The sequence below is a fragment of the Microvirga sp. CF3016 genome (assembly GCF_036314085.1).
GTDB lineage: Bacteria > Pseudomonadota > Alphaproteobacteria > Rhizobiales > Beijerinckiaceae > Microvirga.
Map to the genome: position 1 here is coordinate 134,135 of NZ_JAYGGM010000011.1, position 16,685 is coordinate 150,819.

Below are 16,685 nucleotides of genomic sequence, written 5' to 3' on the forward strand. Positions count from 1 at the left end.
GCCGAGTCATCAATGCTTCGAATGGCCGCTTAACCTTACTAATAAATCATCAGTAAAAGACGGCCTGTGACAGCTCTGCCCACGGCCAAGTTAGTTCATTCATCCTAATGGACAGGCATTCTGATATAAGCCAAGAATTTATTCGATATTCGCGGCACCCTGGTTTGCGATATGCAATGGAATAAGGACATCGATTTCTCTTCGCTTGGCGAGATACCTCGTGAAGATTTCAGCATGCCGCAAAGGGAAGACCCAAGCGTCTTTGATAATCTGTATCATTACGCCTTCGCCCTGAGCCGGCAGATTCCCTGGCTTGCCGACGCGAGCGGACAGGTCGTTCAGGTTGGGCCCGGCTGGTCCGAGTGGATCGGGGAGCCTCCCGAGCGGCTTGTCGGCAACGGTTGGGTGAAGCTCGTCCATCCGGAGGATCTGTCCCGTCTGGTGCAGACGAGGCGCGAAAGCCTGGACACGGGTTCTCCCTATCAGTGCGAATATCGGATCAAAACCGCCGACGGCAGCTACCGCTGGTGCCGCTCCAGTTCCGCAGCCCACCGGGACGAGGCCGGCGCGATCATCTTCTGGTACGGAACGACGGAAGACATTCATGACCGGAAAGAGGCGGAGCGCACCCTCCGGGATCATGCCCGTGTCCTGGAGATGGTCGCAGCCGGCCAGCCTCTGGGAGAGATTCTGAACGCGCTCTGCCTTTTGACCGAGGAACGGATTCCCGACGCACGCTGCTCGATCCTCCTGTACGATCCGGAGGGCAGTCTGCTGCGGCACGGCGCGGCTCCCAGCCTTCCTGCCGCCTACAATGCGGCCATCGACGGCGTGGCCGTCGGACCGATCGCCGGCTCGTGCGGCACGGCCGCCCATATGCGCAGCAGCATCATCGTCACCGACATCGCCTCGGACCCGTTATGGGCCGGCTGGCGCGACCTCGCACTCGGTCACGGCCTGCGGGCCTGCTGGTCGAAGCCGGTCTTCTCGCGCTCCGGCGAAGTGCTCGGAACCCTTGCGCTATACTATAACGAGCCCCGCGCCCCGGCCTGCCACGAGATGGAGCGCATGGAGGCCGTGCTGCATCTGGCCGCGCTGGCGATCGAACGGCAGCGGGACGATGCGGCTTTGCGCGAAAGCGAAGAGCATCACCGCCATTCCGTCGAGCTCAATCCTCAGATTTCCTGGACGGCCGATCCGCAGGGCAATGTCCTGGATATCTCCTCGCGCTGGTACGATCGCACCGGCATGAAAGCGGAGACCTCGCTGGGAACCGGCTGGAGCCAGGCGCTTCATCCCGAAGACGCGCCGATCGTGCTCGAAAGATGGTCTCGTTCGGTCGCAACCGGCGAGGATCTCGACGTGGATTACCGCCTGCGCATGGCCGACGGGACCTACCGCTGGTTCCGCTCTCAGGCGGCAGCCCGGCGGGCCGAGGACGGAGCCGTGCTGCGCTGGTACGGCGCGGCCGAGGACATTCACGACCGGAAGCTGACGGAGGAGACCCTCCGCTGGGCGGCTCACCATGACGATCTCACGGGGCTCGCCAACCGCAGATTGTTCCGTGAACGCCTTCAGCAGGCGCTCGATGGCGTATCCGAAGCGCGTCCCGCCACCGGCCTCCTGGTCATGGATCTCGACCATCTCAAGCAGATCAACGACCGATTCGGTCACGATGCCGGCGACGCTCTGCTGAAGGAGTTCGCCCAGCGCCTGCGCAGCGTTGTCGGGCCCGCCGACACGATCGCCCGTCTCGGCGGCGACGAGTTCGCCGTTATCCTGCCCGGGATCGCCGGAGAGGACGACGTGGCCGCAATGGCCGACGCGATTCTCGCCCGCGTGCAGGAACCGTTGCGACGGGACGGCAAGCTGCTGGACTGCCGCACCAGCATCGGAGGCGCCCTCTCCGTCGGCCTCGGCATGAGACCGGAAGAGCTTCAGAAGCAGGCCGATTTGGCTCTCTACCGCAGCAAGACGACCGGGCGCGGGTCGTTCAAGATGTTCGTCACAACCATGCGGGAGGAGTCGCAACGAACCGCTTCGGCCCTTGAGGTGGCGGCGCGAGCGGTGGAGTCCGACTGGATCGTGCCGTTCTACCAGCCCAAGGTGGTGCTGGCCTCAGGCACGCTCGGCGGATTCGAGGCGCTGCTGCGCTGGAACCACCCCCGCGGCGGGATCCAGTCTCCGGAAAAGATCGCCCCGGCCTTCAACGACACCGAGCTCGGAACGGCCATCGGCGAGCGCATGCGCTGCTGCATCCTGAGGGACATCCGCCGCTGGCTCGAGTCGGGCCTCGAGGTCGGACGGATCGCCATCAACGTCTCGGCCGCGGAGTTCCGGCGCGACAACTATGCCGAGCGGGTGCTCGACGATCTGCGACGGATGGATGTGCCGGCCCGCTGCCTCGAAGTGGAGGTCACGGAGAGCGTGTTTCTCGACTCCGGCGCCGAATACGTGGAGCGGGCGTTGCGTGCCTTGTGTGCGGAGGGCGTGACGATCGCCCTCGACGATTTCGGCACCGGTTACGCGTCGCTGTCGCATCTCAAGCGCTTCCCGGTCGATGCGATCAAGATCGACCGGACCTTCGTGAGCGGCCTGGAGACGGATGCGGACGATGCCGCCATCGTCAGGGCTCTCCTGAGCCTCGGCCACAATCTCGGCATCGAGGTCGTGGCAGAGGGCGTCGAGAGCGCCTTCCAGGCGACCCTCCTGCAGCGCATGAGCTGCGACCTGGTGCAGGGCTATCACTTCGGCCGCCCCATGCCGGCCGAGGACGTGCCGTCCTTCGTCACGTCCTGGACGGGCGTTTGACATCCGTCATTCCGGCACCTCGTCGTAGGACAAGGCCCATCCCGCTCCGGTGAACCAGCACCGCCCCGGTGCAGGCTATCAAGAAGGCTTGAGGGAGCTCAGGAAATAGTTATCAACAAGTTTGTGCACAGCTAACCTATTGATAAACCTTCATACTTGACAAATAGAATTTATAATTGGTTGAACTGAGTCGCAGCCTTAGTTATTTATTATTTGAGCCCTGCTTCCATCGAAGCCTTCAGTTTTGCTGGGGGTATATACGTAGGTGGTCGCGGGGCTCATTTATTTGCACGCTTGCCGCGTGTAAGATCCCGGACACTCTGTCGAGGTGTAAAACACCAGTGACGATAGGGATGCTCCCAAGAATGACTTAACTCCAAGCGAGCCGTTGAAGTCCCAATGTTAAAGCCTGGGTAGATATCTCGAATTCGGGCGTTGATATGCTTATAGACCCGCTCCTTGGCTCGTGTCCGCTTTCCGCGAAGCCTTTGGCCGTCAGGCTTCGCTTTGTGCTGATCATTCAACCGGAACTGCATAGCGCCCAACACAATATCAACAGCTTGCAAGATCGTATGTGACTTTGAGTTGATCTCTGTAATCTCCGACTCAAGCAGCTTGACCCGACTGGCCCGGAAATCCTTGCTTAGCGAGAGCATAGATAGGAAGTATTTGAAGCGCTGAAGCTTCTCCCGGTTATCGGGTGCGTCGTCGAGATAAACCGAAACGTGAATGTCCTCTGCGCACTCTGGGTTACAATACTGAAGCCCAAATGCATGCTTCAGGAATTGATAATATAGCTTGAAGTACTCATCTTCCGCGTCAAAGTCGGCTACACCCTTAGTTTGATTGATGTTCTGAGTGAACATGATCCGTACTTTAATCAAATTCGCCTTTACCAAATCAAAAAAACAATCGACCAAATCGATGTAGGCAGCTTCATTGTACTCGCTGATCTTCGTCCACTTTGCCTCCCCTTGAAGATTCCGGATCGCCTTTATTGCATTCAGCGCAGCCTCAATACCTTCTCTTTCATCTGCTCTAACCAGAGCACCACCGTAAAAATTGGAATAGAAGACGCCGCCTGAAGAGGACTCGTCACAGTAGATGATGTAGCGCATTAGGAAGAACTGCTAAATTGAAGTTGTGCAACCAGAGATATTTGAAATTCGCACCACCTCCAAGGCTCTAATTCCTAATCAGTGATCAGTAATGTTCCTGATCCCCAGGAAGGATCGAGATTGCAAATTGGGTATCTCGTTTCAAACTGGCGTAGATAACACTCATTAGCCCAGACGCTAAAAGTGCTAGCGTTCTAGATGACAACAGCCATGGCACGTCTCTGCGAGAAAAAGAACCTTGGCCTTGCCATCGCCATGATCGAGCGGCACGAGGAGATTTTCTTACGAGAGTTCCGTTCATGATCTTGTCCCGCCGCGCTGTTCTCGCCGGTCTTGCCTTGTCCGGCACGAAAGCTCCCGCCTTTGCGCAATCCGCACCGGAGCCGCAGCTGATCCCGGTGGAGCTGATCGAGAACGCCCTCAATCTGCCCTCCGTCGTGCGCCTCGGCCACAAGCATGGCGACGTGATCATGGTGGAGTATTTCGACTACAACTGCCCCTGGTGCAAACGCTCGGCTCAAGCCCTGCCCGATCTGCTCAAGGCGGAGCCCGAACTCTCGTATGTTCTGGTGAATTTTGCCGTGCTCAGCCCGCAATCGGTGGCCGCGACGCGCGCGGCCCTGGCCTATCTGCAGCTCTACGGGCCCGAGCGCTACCTGCCGCTGCATCTTGCGCTGTTCTCCTTGCGCGGCACGGTCGACGGACCGCGGGCGCTGGCCGAGGCGGAAAAGCTCGGCGGCGATCCCAAGCGCATGACCGAGCTCGCCGACAGCGACAAGACAACCGGCTGGATGAAGGATGCGTTCACCACCGGCAACGACCTCGGCCTCGTGGCCACCCCGTCCTTCCTGATCGGGACGGAAGCCTATATCGGCGGCATGAGCCTGGAGCAGAAGCGCGAGGCGATTGCGCGGGCGAGGGGGTAAAGGCACGCTTCTTCCCAGCATGTCATCACCGGCCTTGTGCCGGCGACCCCGGTTGGACACTCGACGCTTCACGAGATCGGACGTCTTGGTCCGACGAGGGAAAAGTTGCGGGCCATCGGGCGACCCGCTAAGCCGCGAGGGCATGTCGCTCATCCGCTCCTCGCTCCTGGTCGGCCTCGGCTCCGTGGCTTCGCGCGTTCTCGGCTTCGTCCGGGACGTGCTGTTCGCGCAAGCCCTGGGGGCGGGCCCCGTGGCGGATGCGTTCCTCGCCGCCTTCCGTCTGCCCAATCTGGTGCGTCGCATCGTCGGCGAAGGCGGGCTCAACCCGGCCCTGATCCCCGCTCTCAGCCGCCTGGAGCCCGATGAGGCGGCCGCCACGGGAGGGGATGTGCTGAGCGTCTTCGGGCTCGCCCTGCTCGGACTGACGGCTCTCGTGGAGATCGGCGCGGGTCTGATCGCCCTTCTCCTCGCTCCGGGCCTGCACGGCGAGGGCGGGACGCTGGCGCTGGTGGCGCTCTACACGCGTCTGTCCTTTCCGATCGTGCCGTGCGTGGTGCTCGCCTCCATGGGCGCCGCCATCCTGAACCTGCACGGCCGCTTCGCCGCGACGGCGCTGGCGCCGCTGGCCGTCAACGGCGGACTGATCCTGACGCTCGTCGTGGTCGAACGCGGTCTTTCCCTGCAGCTCGCGCAGAAGGCCGCGTGGCTGGCGGCCGCGTCGAGCTTGGCGGGACTGGCCCAGCTCGCCGTCGTGGCCGCAGCCTTGTCGAGCGGCAAGGTCCGGCTCGTCGGTTTCCGGATGCCGCGCTGGTCGCCGCTGCTGAAGAGCCTTCTGCTCGCCGGTTTTCCCGTGCTCGCGGCGAGCGGCGCCGTGCAGCTCTTTATCCTGGCCGCCACTCAGATCGCCTCGTTCTGGCCCTCGGGAATCTCCTGGCTCTACTACGCCGAACGGGTGATGCAGCTGCCGCTCGGCCTGATGGCGGCTTTGGGCTCGAGCCTGCTCCTGCCCGAGCTCGCCCGCCGCCATCAGGCTGGAGACGGGCAGGCCATCGTGGCGGCGCAGAACCGGGCGCTGGAAGTGGCGCTGCTGCTCGCCCTGCCGGCGAGCGCGGCCCTGATCATCCTCGCCCGGCCCATGAGCAGCGTGCTTTTCGAGCGCGGCGCCTTTCAGTCCTCCGACGCGGAGGGCACCGCCCTCGTGCTCATGGCCCTGAGCCTGGGATTGCCATTCGCCACCGCCGCCAAAGTCCTGAGCCAGACGCTGTTCGCCTGCGGCTCCCTGAAGGCGGCCCTGGCGGCGGCGATCCTGGGCCTTGTCCTCACGATCGCCGCCTCCCTGGCGCTCGCCTGGCCCTTCGGCCCGACGGGGATCGCGCTTGGCGTCAGCTTCGGATGCCTCGGCCATGCGGTCGCCGTGGCGTCCGGCCTTCGCCGATTCGGCCTCTGGCTACCGGACCGCGGTCTGATGGTTCGGGTGATGCGCATCCTCGTGGCGGTCCTCACAATGAGCCTCGCGCTCGTGGCGGCCTTGCGTGCCGCACCGCAACCCGGCCCTCTTTCCTTAGCGATGATCTGTCTGGGTGGTCTGGCGGTGTACGGGCTCGCGGCCCTCGCCGCCGGTGCCATGACCCGCGGCGATTGGGCCGCTCTGACGAAAAAAACGTGAGAACCCGAAAAAATCACGAGAACCCTTGCATCATGGTGCGGCCCTGTCATAAGGCGCGCCTCGATGGAGCGATTGCAGGCGATCAGCCTTCGGTTCTCCCCAAGAAAAGCAGTCAGACCATATCTGGGGCGGTTTGCGGTCGAACCTGAAACTGCACCTACCCTCAGTCGGAGTTCAAGACCATGGCGCAGTTCAAGGAGCTGGTGTTCTCGGGCGTTCAGCCCACCGGCAATCTCCATCTCGGGAATTATCTCGGCGCCATCAAGCGCTTCGTCGCCATGCAGGAGAATTTCGACTGCATCTATTGCGTCGTCGACATGCACGCGATCACCGTGCCGCAGAATCCGGCCGACCTGACCCGCCAGATCCGCGAGGTGACGGCCGCGTTCCTCGCGGCCGGCATCGATCCCAAGCGCCACATCGTCTTCAACCAGTCCCAGGTGCCGCAGCACGCGGAACTCGCCTGGGTGTTCAACTGCGTCGCCCGCCTCGGCTGGCTCAACCGCATGACCCAGTTCAAGGACAAGGCCGGCAAGGACCGGGAGAACGCCTCGGTCGGCCTCTACGCCTATCCGAACCTGATGGCGGCCGACATCCTGGTCTACCGCGCCACCCATGTGCCGGTGGGCGAGGACCAGAAGCAGCATCTGGAGCTGACCCGCGATATCGCCCAGAAGTTCAACAACGACTGGGCCGAATCGATTGCCGCGCACGGCTTCGGCGACGCCTTCTTCCCGCTGACCGAGCCGATGATCCAGGGCCCTGCGACCCGCGTCATGTCGCTCCGCGACGGCTCGAAGAAGATGTCGAAATCGGACCCCTCCGACTATTCCCGCATCAACCTGACGGACGATGCCGACACCATCGCCCAGAAGATCCGCAAGGCGAAGACGGATCCCGAGCCGCTGCCGAGCGAGGTCGAGGGCCTGAAGGCCCGCCCCGAGGCCGAGAACCTCGTGGCGATCTATGCGGCCCTCATGGACACCACGCCGGAAGAGGTGCTGCGCCAGCATGGCGGCGCGCAGTTCTCCGGCTTCAAGGCGGCCCTCGTGGACGTGGCGGTGACGAAGCTTTCTCCCGTGGCCGACGAGATGCGCCGCCTCATGGCCGATCCCGGCCATATCGACGCGGTGCTGGCGGACGGCTCCGAGCGGGCACGGGCCCTGGCCTCCGTGACCATGGACGCGGTCAAGGACATCGTCGGCTTCGTGCGCTCGCGCTGATGAATGGGTCGACGATGAGCGGACTTGCTCTTGCCGTGACGGCAGGGCAGCATCGTTCATGATGCAGGAGAGCGGGCTTTGAGCGGCAAACGTCGATCCTACGAATCGGGCCACCGTCCGAAATTCATGGTGGTGATCGACCAGACCCCGGAATGCGCCCGGGCGGTGCACTTCGCATCCCGGCGCGCGGCCCGCACCGGCGCCAGCATGGTCATGCTCGCGGTCGTGGACCCGCCCGACAATTTCGAGTGGCTCGGCGTCGGCGAGGCCATGATCGAGGAGGCGAGCGAGGAAGCCCAGAAGCAACTCGATGCCGCCGCCCGCGAGGCGCGCAGCGCCGCCGGCGTCGATCCCGAGCAGGTGATCCGGGTCGGCACCCGGGCGGACGAGATCATGAAGCTCATCCACGAGGACGAGGACATCTCCTTCCTGGTGCTCGCCGCGGGCAGCGCCAAGGAAGGCCCCGGACCCCTGGTCTCGACCCTCGCCGGCCGCTCCGCCGCCTCCTTCCCGGTTCCCATCGTGATCGTTCCGGGCGGCCTGACGGACGAGGAGATCGACGCGCTGGCGGGTTGAACGGGAGCTTCCCTTCTCGGCTTAAGCCTGCAGCCCCGGCATGCGGTGAAGGCATCTATTCTCCCCTTGGAATCGGCCGCGATCCATTCCACATTGGGACTGGAACCTGTTAGAACGATTCTAACCCCACTCGGCCGGCCTTGAACCGGCGCCAGAGGACGACAGAAACGATGTTCATCCAGACCGAAGCGACCCCCAATCCCGCCACCCTGAAATTCCTGCCCGGCCGGGTGGTGATGCCGGAAGGCACCTTCGAGGCGAAGACCCCTGAGCAGGGCGAGGTCTCGCCCCTTGCCCAGCGCCTCTTTGCCGTGCCGGGCGTGACCGGCGTGTTCTTCGGCTACGACTTCGTCACCGTCACGAAGGCGGATGGCGAGTGGCAGCACCTGAAGCCGGCGATCCTCGGCGCGATCATGGAGCATTTCATGACCGGCGCGCCGCTCTTCGCCAACGGCTACGGCGCGACCGAGGAGGACGGCGAGGAGTTCTTCGACGAACAGGATGCCGCGACCGTCGAGACCATCAAGGAGCTGCTCGAGACCCGCATCCGCCCGGCGGTGGCGGGCGACGGCGGCGACATCACCTTCCGGGGCTTCAAGGACGGCACCGTGTACCTGGTCATGAAGGGCGCCTGCTCGGGCTGCCCCTCCTCGACCGCCACCCTGCGCCACGGCATCCAGAACCTCCTGCGCCACTTCCTGCCGGACGTGCGCGAGGTGCAGGCGGTCTGATCGGGCCGTTTGCCTCGAACCTGGATTCAGTTATCGAAGCGCGGTTCTTCCGAGCCGCGCTTTTCTTTTCGGAGTGTCGCGTTGCCTGCCCTGCCCGATGCCGTTCTCGACCAGCTCTTTCGTGAGGCCCGCACCCATCGCTGGTGGCAGGATCGTCCCATCCCGGAAGAGACCCTGCGCACGATCGCCGATCTCGCCAAGCTGGGTCCGACCAGCGCCAATTCCTCGCCGGGACGCTTCGTCTTCGTGGTGTCGCGGGAGGCCAAGGAGAGGCTGAGGCCTCATCTCGACGAGGGCAACGTGCGCCAGACCATGAGCGCGCCCGCCACCGTGATCGTGGCCTACGACACCGAGTTTTACGAAAAGCTCCCCCGTCTTGCACCGAACAGTCCCGATGCGCGCAGCTGGTTTGCAGGCAAGCCCGAGGCGATCGAGCGGACGGGCTTTCAGGGCTCCTGCCTCCAGGGCGCTTATCTCATCATGGCGGCCCGCGCGCTCGGGCTCGATTGCGGCCCCATGGGAGGGTTCGATCGCAAGGGCGTGGACGAGGCTTTCTTTCCCGACGGGATGTACAAATCGAACTTCCTGATCAATCTCGGCTACGGCCTGCCCGAGAAACTCCATCCGCGCCAGCCGCGTCTCGCCTTCGAGGAGTTCTGCACCATCGCGTGAGGTTCACAGGCTCCACTTGCCGATGGCGGTTAGCGCAAGGGCGAGCGAGGCGATCTGCATCGCGTTCGTCATGGTCCCGTTGGCGGCAAGCCGAACGGCTTCCTGGACCGGAACCCGCACCACTTTGATCTGCTCGGCTGGGTCGTTCAGCTTCTTGCCGGACAAGCGCACCCCTTGCGCGAGCACGGTATGGCAGAAGTTCGTGTGGGTCGCGGGATTGGGTGAATGCTTGCCGAACGAGCGCCAGCGCTCCGCGACATATCCCGTTTCCTCCTCGAGCTCCCGGGCGGCCGCCGCGAGCGGAGACGGATCCTCCTTGTCGATTGCCCCCGCCGGCACCTCGAGGGTGATGCCCCCGAAAGCATGGCGATACTGCTCGACCAGGATGATGTGATCCTCATCGTCGAGGGCCACCACATGAACCCAATCGGGATATTCGAGCACGTAAAAAGGCGCGACCTCCACGTCCTCGGCGGTCAGGCAATCGTCGGCGCGAAGCTTGACCCAACGGTCGCGAATCACGTCCCGCGAGGTTTTCACGGTCCAGGGCTTAGGTTCGGCGGCAGAAGGGTCGGATTCGGTCGTCATGGAGCGATCATGGCATCCGCCTTCCGGCCTGCTCAAGCCGAAACTCTCCGGCCGCACGACGGAAACACGAAACCGGGTCCACTTTTCCGCACGATGCGCTAAAGAAATCCCAGACCTGACGGAGACCTACGTTGCGCGTCCTTGCCATCGATACCGCCCTCGGCGCCTGCTCGGCCTGCATCGTCGAGGCCGGAGAGCCCGTGCCGCTGGCGGCCGAGACCATTCCCATGGACCGGGGCCATGCCGAGGCCCTGATGCCGCTGCTCGACCGGCTTTCGGCCCAGGTGGAGGGCGGCTTCGAGAGCCTGGACCGGGTCGCCGTCACGGTCGGGCCCGGGAGCTATACGGGCCTGCGCGTCGGCATCAGCGCCGCCCGCGGCATTGGTCTGGCGGCCGGCATTCCGGTGGTGGGCGTTGCGACCCTCTCGGCCTTTCTCGCTCCCCTGATGGTCGGCGACCGGCGCGGGCTCTTCACCGCCGCCATCGACGCCAAGCATGGGCACATCTACATCCAGGCCATCGCGCCGGGCGGGCGCACCATCATCCCGCCGGGTCTCATGACGTACCGGGACGCCATCCGCCTTCTCGGCTCCGGCCCGATCCTGATCGCCGGATCGGCCTCGGCCATGCTCGCCGCAGAGGCGCGCGCCCAAGGGGTCGAGGCCCATATCAGCGACGTGTCGGCCTTTCCCGATATCGGCTGGGTGGCGCGGCTCGGAGTGCTGGCCGATCCGAGCCAAGCCCTGCCCAAGCCGCTTTACCTGCGCGAGCCCGACGCCAAGCCGCAGGACGGGGCCCGAATCGCTAGGCAATGAGAATTCTCGACCGCTTCATCCACCCGCCCGCTCCTCGGATCGAATCCCTCGGGACCGAGGCTGCCGCCCGTCTGGCGGCGCTTCATGCCTCCGCCTTCGCACGGGCCTGGAGCACGCTCGATTTCGAGCGCCTCTTGAGCGAGCGCGGCGTCGTGGCCGACGGCCTCTTCCTCGGACGCGCCGCCAAGCCTGCCGGCTTCGTCCTGTCGCGGATCGTGCTCGACGAGGCGGAGATCATCACGGTGGCCATCGCCCCGGAGGCGCGCGGCAAAGGCCATGCCCGCCCGCTCCTTTCCCATCATCTCGACGAGCTCTCGCGCCGTGGCGTGGCCCAGGTGCATCTGGAGGTCGAGGAGGGCAATGCGCCGGCCATCGCCCTCTACCGCCGCCTGCGTTTTCGCGACATCGGACGCCGGGAGGGCTATTATCAGAAAGCCGACGGAACGAAGGCTGCGGCCCTCACCATGGCTTTGGACCTATAGCCCGCTTCGCGTCCCTCGCATATAAGCCTCCGCAAGGAGTCACTGAAGCCTTGGCCATTCGGAACAGCACACCCGCCAAAATCCGCCGGACGGACGCCATCGAGCGCGCCTGCCGCGACAAGGGCCTGCGCATGACCGGACAGCGCCGGATCATCGCGCAGGTTCTCGACTCCGCCGCGGACCATCCCGACGTGGTGGAGCTGCACCGGCGCGCGGCCGAGGTGGACGACCGCATCTCCCTCTCCACGGTCTACCGCACGGTGAAACTGTTCGAGACCGAGGGCATCCTCGAGCGGCTCGATTTTCGCGACGGCCGCTCGCGCTACGAGCAGGCGGCGCGGGAGCACCACGACCATCTCATCAATCTCGAGACCGGCGACGTGATCGAGTTCCGCTCCGAGGAGATCGAGGCGCTGCAGAACGAGATCGCCAAGCGGCTGGGCTACCGGGTCGTCTATCACCGCCTCGAACTCTACGCGGTGCCGCTGGACAAGGACGACGCGTGACGAGACCAGGCGTCGTCTTCCGGCTTCTGCTGCTCGGGCTGTGCAGCCTCGTGCTCTTTCCCCTGCAGATGCTGGCCCTGCGCCTCGGCTGGTCGTCGATACTGCATGTGCTGCCGGTGTGGTTTCATCGAGTGCTGCTGAGGATCTTCAACGTGCGCGTGATCGAACGGGGCACGCCCCCGGGCGATGCGCCCACCATCGTCCTGTCGAATCACGTCTCCTGGCTCGACATTCCGGTGATCGGCTCGCTGCACCCGCTCTCCTTCATCGCCAAATCGGAGATCGAGACCTGGCCCGTGGTCGGCTTGTGCGCGAGGCTCCAGCGCTCGGTCTTCATCGACCGTCAGCGCCGCAAGGCCACCGCCGAGGTGAACGATGCGCTCGCCCACCGTCTGGTGAAGGGCGAGGTGATCGTGCTGTTTGCCGAAGGCACCACCAGCGACGGCAACCGCCTCCTGCCCTTCCGCTCCTCCCTCGTGGGCGCGGCCCAGACGGCGCTCATGCACGACAGCGTCGAGCGGGTCTTTCTCCAGCCGCTCGCCATCTCCTACACCCGCCGCAATGGCCTGCCGGTGACCCGGCGCGAGCGTCCCTTCATCGCCTGGTACGGCGACATGGATCTGGCTCCTCACCTGAAGCTGTTCACCCGGGGCGTTCCGCTCGATGTGGTCGTGACCTGGGGCGAGCCGATCCCCTTCAACGGCAACCGCAAGCAGGCGACCGCTTCCGCCGAGGCCGAGATCCGCCGGGCGCTGAAGGCGGCGTGATTCCGGGGTGAGCACGGTGCCCTTCCGAATCGAGATATCCGGGACGAGCCCGGCCGTGACAGCGTCGCTTTACACCCGCCCGGCCTCCGCAACATGCGCCTGGGCCTCCTCCAGAAGCCAGGCGCGGAAAGCCGCGAGGGCCGGCCGGTCGGCGGTGGCTTCCGGGCAGACCACGTAATACTGGTAGGAGCCCTTCACCTGCTGCGGGAAGGGCTGAACCAGGCGGCCCGCCTGCAAATAATCACCGATCAGCACATTGGTCGCGAGCGCCACGCCCTGGCCGGAGGCCGCGGCCTGGAGGCAGAGATAGGTATGGGTGAAACGCGGGCCGCGGGAGGTGTCGACCCCGGTCACGCCCACGGCCGCGAGCCAGCGGTCCCAGGTGGTGTAGTCGGGAATGGTCTCGACGCTCTCATGCAGCAGGGTGTGGTGGCGCAGATCCACCGGTTCCTTCAGGGGACGATCGGGATCACCCAGCAGGGACGCGCTGCAGACGGCGAAGAAGAATTCCTCCATCAGCAGGTCCGAGCGCAGGCCGGGATAATTTCCCCGGCCGAAGCGGATCGCCACGTCCACGTCCTCCCGGGCGAAATCCGTCAGCCGTGTATCCACTGAGACTCGCACCTCCAGATCGGGATGCTGCGCCTTGAGGGAGCCCAGCCGGGGGATGAGCCAGCCGGCGGCGAAGCTCGGCATGGAGCTCACCGTGATCACGTTGGAGCGGTCGGAGCGCAGGGCCTGCGCGGTCGCGTTGTCCAGCCGGTCGAGGATGTCCGACAGGGAGGCGGCATAATGCTCGCCCAGCGGCGTCAGGGCCACGCCCCGGCTCGGCTGGCGCACGAACAGAGGGCGTCCGAGCCAGGCTTCCAGCGCTTTGACCTGTTGGCCGACGGCGCTCGCCGTGACGGCGATCTCGTCGCCCGCCTTTTCGAAATTCAGATGGCGGGCGGCGGCCTCGAAGGCACGCAAGGCGTTCAGGGGTGGCAGGCGGCGACGGGACATGGCAAATCCGGTTTTATGCCCAAGTTTTTCTTGAGCACAGATCAAGAACTTCTCGTTTGCTTATAACCTATCACAGGAGCACATTTCTCTTCAATGAAACGCCATTGAAGGAGACCCGCCATGGCGATCGGATATGCCACAGCAAATCTTGGGCTTCACACCGCCCGCCGCGAGCGGAAGAGCACCCTGCTTCAGCTCCTGCTCCGCTACGAGGCTTGGCTCGACGAGCGCAGGAACGCCAAGGTTCTCTTCCGGATGGACGACCGGGAGCTTGCCGATATCGGGTTGTCGCGGGCTGATGTGGAAGGCTTGAATCCCGCATCCTGGCAGGATCACCTGCCCTCCACTTTCAGCCGATGACCTCCCGAAAGGCACCCTGATGAAGCTCTATTCCGGTCCTGTCAGCCTCTTCTCGCGCAAGGTCGAGATCGCCCTTCACGAGAAGGGGCTCGCTTTCGAGCAGATCCTGGTGCCGTTCACGCAGACCAAGGGCTACAGCCCCAGGAATCCGGACGTGATGGCCATCAATCCCAAGGGACAGGTTCCGGTCCTGATCGACGGGAACCTGTCCCTCTACGATTCGACCGTGATCCTCGAATATCTGGAGGATGCCTATCCCGATCCGGCGCTCTATCCGAAATCACCTCACGAGCGGGCCCGATGCCGTCTCTTCGATCTGTTCGCCGACGAGGTTATGCTGGCGCCGCTGCGCTTCCTGATGCATCGCACCGAGCCGAAGCCGGACGAACGCGAGCGTTGGGATGCGAAGGAGATCAAGGCGAGAGAGGCCGAGCCGGCGCTTGCCGGGCACTTCGCCGAACTCGACCGCAGGCTCCAGGGCCAGGACTATTTCTGCGGCGGCTTTTCGGCAGCGGACATCGCCGTCTTCATGACCGTGTTCTGGACCCGCCGCCTGGGCGGGCCTTCGCTGAGAAGACATGACAATCTGGGCGCCTGGTATGCGCGGCTGAGCCGGCGCCCGGCCTTCGCACGTGTCGTCGCCGAGATCCGGGCGGCGGATGAGAGATTGTCGGCTCCCGTCGAGGGGGCTTTTCGGGATTGAGGGATCGGCAGGCTTCTCAATCCTTCACGGGATAAGCCACCTGAAGATTCGCCTCGCGGGAGCGTTCCAGCCCGACCAAAGCGAGAGCGGCGATCAGGAAGAGAGCCGCCACCCAGCCGAGATCCCGGACGGTCGCATATCGCAGCACCAAGCCTCCGATGAACGAGCCGAGCGCCACGCCGAAATAGAGCGCCGATCCGTTGAGCGAGAGCGCGAGAGGCGCGCTGCCCGGTGCGATCGCCAGGATTCGGCTCGCCTGAGCCGGCGGGAACGACCATGACATGACGCCCCAGGGGAACAGGGCGCCGATGAAGGCCGGTCCCGCCCATTCGGAAGGCAGGTATCCGAAGAGGGCGAAGAACAGCATCATGCCCGTGTTGAGAACGATCGCAATCGACACCATGCGCTGCGCGCCCCAGCGGTCGGCCATCTGGCCCCCGAGGTAGTTTCCCAGGGCTGCGCCGCTGCCATAGATGAGCAGCACCGCCGGCAGCACGGACCGGCTGAGTCCGGCAGCCTGAAGGGTCATGGGCGCGATATAGGTGAAGACCATGAAACCGGCGGTCATGTAGAGCAACGTCGTCGCAAGCGTCGGGCGAATTCCGGGCTGACGCAGAACGTCGAAGCGGCTTTTGAGCGACATCTTCGTTCCCCGAAGCCCCGTCGGCAGCATGACGCGGATCGCGACGGCGGCGGCCACACCTGCGACGGCGATGCTCACATAGGTGCCCCTCCATCCGGCCCAGGACGCTATGAAGGCTCCCAGGGGAGCCCCGAACGCGACGGCGAGCGACGTTCCGCCGACAACCACGGAGATGGCTCGAGCGCGGTGATCGGGATGCGAGATTGCGACAGCCGTTGCCTGGGCGGTTGCGGCATAGAGCCCGGCCGCGCAGGCAATGACGATCCTGGCCATCAGAAGAACCGCGTAGCTGTGAGCAAGAGCCGCGCTGAGAGCGCCGGCCGTGAACGTGAGAGCGCTCGCCGTCAGGATCATGCGCCTGTCCCGGTCGGCCGTGAGCGCCGTAAGCACAGGCGAGGCGGTCGCGTAAACGAGGGCAAACGCCACCACGAGATAGCCGGCCTCAATCACGGTGACGCCGGTGTCTTCCGAGATCTGCGGGAGAAGCGAGGAAACGACGAAGCCCTCCGCCCCGATGGCGAAGGTGCCGAGAGCCAGCCAGAAGAGGCGCCTGTTCATGCCGATGAGCCTTGTTCAAGATTCATTGAACAATTGAACTTCGACGCATCCATTGTCAAGAAATAGTTCAACGTCCCTTGAACCAATAGCTGAAAATCCCTATCAAAGGCTCATGACGTCCCTGCCCCATCCTCCTGCCGATCAGATCGAGCTCGCCCATGTGCTGGCTGCGCTCGGCGATGAGACGCGCCTGGCCATCATCGGGCTTCTGGCCAACGGCGAGCAGGACGCGATGACCTGCAGTCAGTTCCTGCATCTCGGCTCCAAGACAGGCCTCAGCTATCATCTGGCGAAACTGCGCGAGGCCGGATTGGTCAATGTCCGCCCCGAAGGCACGAAGCGCATGATCAGCCTGCGGCGGACCGATCTCGACCGGCGTTTTCCGGGCTTTCTCGACTCGATCATCGCCTGCCGGGCCGTTGGGCCGAAGCCGGGTAAGGCGCAGGATTAGGAAGAGCGCCAGATCCGAGGCTCTCTCTGTCACAGGCGCGACTCTCTTCTCTTGAACGCGCAAAGCGCTTAAAGACAGGGGGCTTCA

At 64.3% G+C, this 16,685-nt stretch carries 18 protein-coding genes; 14 read left to right on the forward strand and 4 right to left on the reverse strand.

Features of this window, described 5'->3' with window-relative positions; genetic code table 11:
* Positions 1-234 precede the first annotated feature (234 nt).
* Positions 235-2,811: a bifunctional diguanylate cyclase/phosphodiesterase gene (locus VB672_RS17250; protein ID WP_329785434.1), complete on the forward strand. Its 2,577-nt coding sequence runs from the start codon at positions 235-237 to the stop codon at positions 2,809-2,811.
* Between the two features lie 278 nt (positions 2,812-3,089).
* Here the strand turns inward: VB672_RS17250 and VB672_RS17255 are convergent, their stop codons facing one another.
* Positions 3,090-3,929 (reverse strand): DUF3800 domain-containing protein, encoded by an 840-nt coding sequence (locus tag VB672_RS17255; RefSeq protein ID WP_329785435.1) that lies wholly within the window; start codon positions 3,927-3,929, stop codon positions 3,090-3,092.
* A 299-nt stretch (positions 3,930-4,228) separates the two neighbouring features.
* Between VB672_RS17255 and VB672_RS17260 the strand changes: the two genes are divergently transcribed.
* From VB672_RS17260 to VB672_RS17285, 6 genes are all read left to right on the forward strand, one after another.
* Complete coding sequence (locus tag VB672_RS17260; protein WP_329785436.1) at positions 4,229-4,855, forward strand: thioredoxin domain-containing protein; 627 nt, start codon at positions 4,229-4,231, stop codon at positions 4,853-4,855.
* 142 nt (positions 4,856-4,997) lie between these two features.
* A complete protein-coding gene (murJ, locus tag VB672_RS17265; RefSeq protein ID WP_329785437.1) occupies positions 4,998-6,521 on the forward strand; it encodes a murein biosynthesis integral membrane protein MurJ in 1,524 nt (507 codons plus the stop codon).
* A 182-nt stretch (positions 6,522-6,703) separates the two neighbouring features.
* Positions 6,704-7,744, forward strand: coding sequence for a tryptophan--tRNA ligase (gene trpS / locus VB672_RS17270; protein WP_329785438.1), 1,041 nt, complete (start codon positions 6,704-6,706; stop codon positions 7,742-7,744).
* A 126-nt stretch (positions 7,745-7,870) separates the two neighbouring features.
* Positions 7,871-8,320, forward strand: a complete 450-nt coding sequence (locus tag VB672_RS17275) for a universal stress protein (protein ID WP_329785526.1) — start codon at positions 7,871-7,873, stop codon at positions 8,318-8,320.
* 170 nt (positions 8,321-8,490) lie between these two features.
* The gene (locus VB672_RS17280) at positions 8,491-9,051 is read left to right on the forward strand and encodes a NifU family protein (protein ID WP_329785439.1); all 561 of its coding nucleotides are present in this window, start codon (positions 8,491-8,493) and stop codon (positions 9,049-9,051) included.
* An 81-nt stretch (positions 9,052-9,132) separates the two neighbouring features.
* Positions 9,133-9,723 carry a malonic semialdehyde reductase gene (locus tag VB672_RS17285; protein WP_329785440.1) on the forward strand — a complete coding sequence of 197 codons (591 nt, stop codon included), beginning with the start codon at positions 9,133-9,135 and terminating at the stop codon, positions 9,721-9,723.
* A 3-nt stretch (positions 9,724-9,726) separates the two neighbouring features.
* Here VB672_RS17285 and VB672_RS17290 read toward each other — a convergent pair whose 3' ends face one another.
* The gene (locus VB672_RS17290; RefSeq protein WP_329785441.1) at positions 9,727-10,311 is read right to left on the reverse strand and encodes an NUDIX hydrolase; all 585 of its coding nucleotides are present in this window, start codon (positions 10,309-10,311) and stop codon (positions 9,727-9,729) included.
* A 131-nt stretch (positions 10,312-10,442) separates the two neighbouring features.
* Here VB672_RS17290 and tsaB point away from each other — a divergent pair, with 131 nt between their 5' ends.
* The 4 genes from tsaB to VB672_RS17310 are packed head-to-tail and all read left to right on the forward strand — an operon-like array spanning position 10,443 to position 12,881.
* Positions 10,443-11,126: a tRNA (adenosine(37)-N6)-threonylcarbamoyltransferase complex dimerization subunit type 1 TsaB gene (tsaB, locus tag VB672_RS17295; protein WP_329785442.1), complete on the forward strand. Its 684-nt coding sequence runs from the start codon at positions 10,443-10,445 to the stop codon at positions 11,124-11,126.
* The gene (locus VB672_RS17300; RefSeq protein WP_329785443.1) at positions 11,123-11,608 is read left to right on the forward strand and encodes a GNAT family N-acetyltransferase; all 486 of its coding nucleotides are present in this window, start codon (positions 11,123-11,125) and stop codon (positions 11,606-11,608) included. Before tsaB ends, VB672_RS17300 begins: the two co-directional genes overlap by 4 nt.
* Before the next feature lie 50 nt (positions 11,609-11,658).
* The gene (locus tag VB672_RS17305; protein WP_442932091.1) at positions 11,659-12,114 is read left to right on the forward strand and encodes a Fur family transcriptional regulator; all 456 of its coding nucleotides are present in this window, start codon (positions 11,659-11,661) and stop codon (positions 12,112-12,114) included.
* Positions 12,111-12,881: a lysophospholipid acyltransferase family protein gene (locus VB672_RS17310; RefSeq protein WP_329785444.1), complete on the forward strand. Its 771-nt coding sequence runs from the start codon at positions 12,111-12,113 to the stop codon at positions 12,879-12,881. The genes VB672_RS17305 and VB672_RS17310 overlap by 4 nt, the downstream gene beginning before the upstream one ends.
* A gap of 69 nt (positions 12,882-12,950) precedes the next feature.
* Here VB672_RS17310 and VB672_RS17315 read toward each other — a convergent pair whose 3' ends face one another.
* Complete coding sequence (locus VB672_RS17315; protein ID WP_329785445.1) at positions 12,951-13,883, reverse strand: transcriptional regulator GcvA; 933 nt, start codon at positions 13,881-13,883, stop codon at positions 12,951-12,953.
* 120 nt (positions 13,884-14,003) lie between these two features.
* On the opposite strand from VB672_RS17315, the gene VB672_RS17320 reads away from it, so the two are divergent.
* Both VB672_RS17320 and VB672_RS17325 read left to right on the forward strand, forming a co-directional pair.
* A complete protein-coding gene (locus VB672_RS17320; RefSeq protein ID WP_329785446.1) occupies positions 14,004-14,243 on the forward strand; it encodes a DUF1127 domain-containing protein in 240 nt (79 codons plus the stop codon).
* Between the two features lie 19 nt (positions 14,244-14,262).
* The gene (locus VB672_RS17325; protein WP_329785447.1) at positions 14,263-14,946 is read left to right on the forward strand and encodes a glutathione S-transferase family protein; all 684 of its coding nucleotides are present in this window, start codon (positions 14,263-14,265) and stop codon (positions 14,944-14,946) included.
* Between the two features lie 16 nt (positions 14,947-14,962).
* On the opposite strand, the gene VB672_RS17330 is transcribed toward VB672_RS17325, so the two are convergent.
* A complete protein-coding gene (locus VB672_RS17330) occupies positions 14,963-16,147 on the reverse strand; it encodes an MFS transporter (protein ID WP_329785448.1) in 1,185 nt (394 codons plus the stop codon).
* A 112-nt stretch (positions 16,148-16,259) separates the two neighbouring features.
* Here VB672_RS17330 and VB672_RS17335 point away from each other — a divergent pair, with 112 nt between their 5' ends.
* A complete protein-coding gene (locus tag VB672_RS17335) occupies positions 16,260-16,598 on the forward strand; it encodes an ArsR/SmtB family transcription factor (RefSeq protein WP_329785449.1) in 339 nt (112 codons plus the stop codon).
* Positions 16,599-16,685: the final 87 nt, after the last annotated feature.

Coding starts and splice junctions, on each gene's coding strand:
- VB672_RS17250 (WP_329785434.1), top strand. CDS start 235: ATGCCGCAAAGGGAAGACCCAAGCGTCTTTGATAATCTGTATCATTAC.
- VB672_RS17255 (WP_329785435.1), bottom strand. CDS start 3,929: ATGCGCTACATCATCTACTGTGACGAGTCCTCTTCAGGCGGCGTCTTC.
- VB672_RS17260 (WP_329785436.1), top strand. CDS start 4,229: ATGATCTTGTCCCGCCGCGCTGTTCTCGCCGGTCTTGCCTTGTCCGGC.
- murJ (WP_329785437.1), top strand. CDS start 4,998: ATGTCGCTCATCCGCTCCTCGCTCCTGGTCGGCCTCGGCTCCGTGGCT.
- trpS (WP_329785438.1), top strand. CDS start 6,704: ATGGCGCAGTTCAAGGAGCTGGTGTTCTCGGGCGTTCAGCCCACCGGC.
- VB672_RS17275 (WP_329785526.1), top strand. CDS start 7,871: ATGGTGGTGATCGACCAGACCCCGGAATGCGCCCGGGCGGTGCACTTC.
- VB672_RS17280 (WP_329785439.1), top strand. CDS start 8,491: ATGTTCATCCAGACCGAAGCGACCCCCAATCCCGCCACCCTGAAATTC.
- VB672_RS17290 (WP_329785441.1), bottom strand. CDS start 10,311: ATGACGACCGAATCCGACCCTTCTGCCGCCGAACCTAAGCCCTGGACC.
- VB672_RS17300 (WP_329785443.1), top strand. CDS start 11,123: ATGAGAATTCTCGACCGCTTCATCCACCCGCCCGCTCCTCGGATCGAA.
- VB672_RS17315 (WP_329785445.1), bottom strand. CDS start 13,883: ATGTCCCGTCGCCGCCTGCCACCCCTGAACGCCTTGCGTGCCTTCGAG.
- VB672_RS17320 (WP_329785446.1), top strand. CDS start 14,004: ATGGCGATCGGATATGCCACAGCAAATCTTGGGCTTCACACCGCCCGC.
- VB672_RS17325 (WP_329785447.1), top strand. CDS start 14,263: ATGAAGCTCTATTCCGGTCCTGTCAGCCTCTTCTCGCGCAAGGTCGAG.
- VB672_RS17330 (WP_329785448.1), bottom strand. CDS start 16,147: ATGAACAGGCGCCTCTTCTGGCTGGCTCTCGGCACCTTCGCCATCGGG.
- VB672_RS17335 (WP_329785449.1), top strand. CDS start 16,260: ATGACGTCCCTGCCCCATCCTCCTGCCGATCAGATCGAGCTCGCCCAT.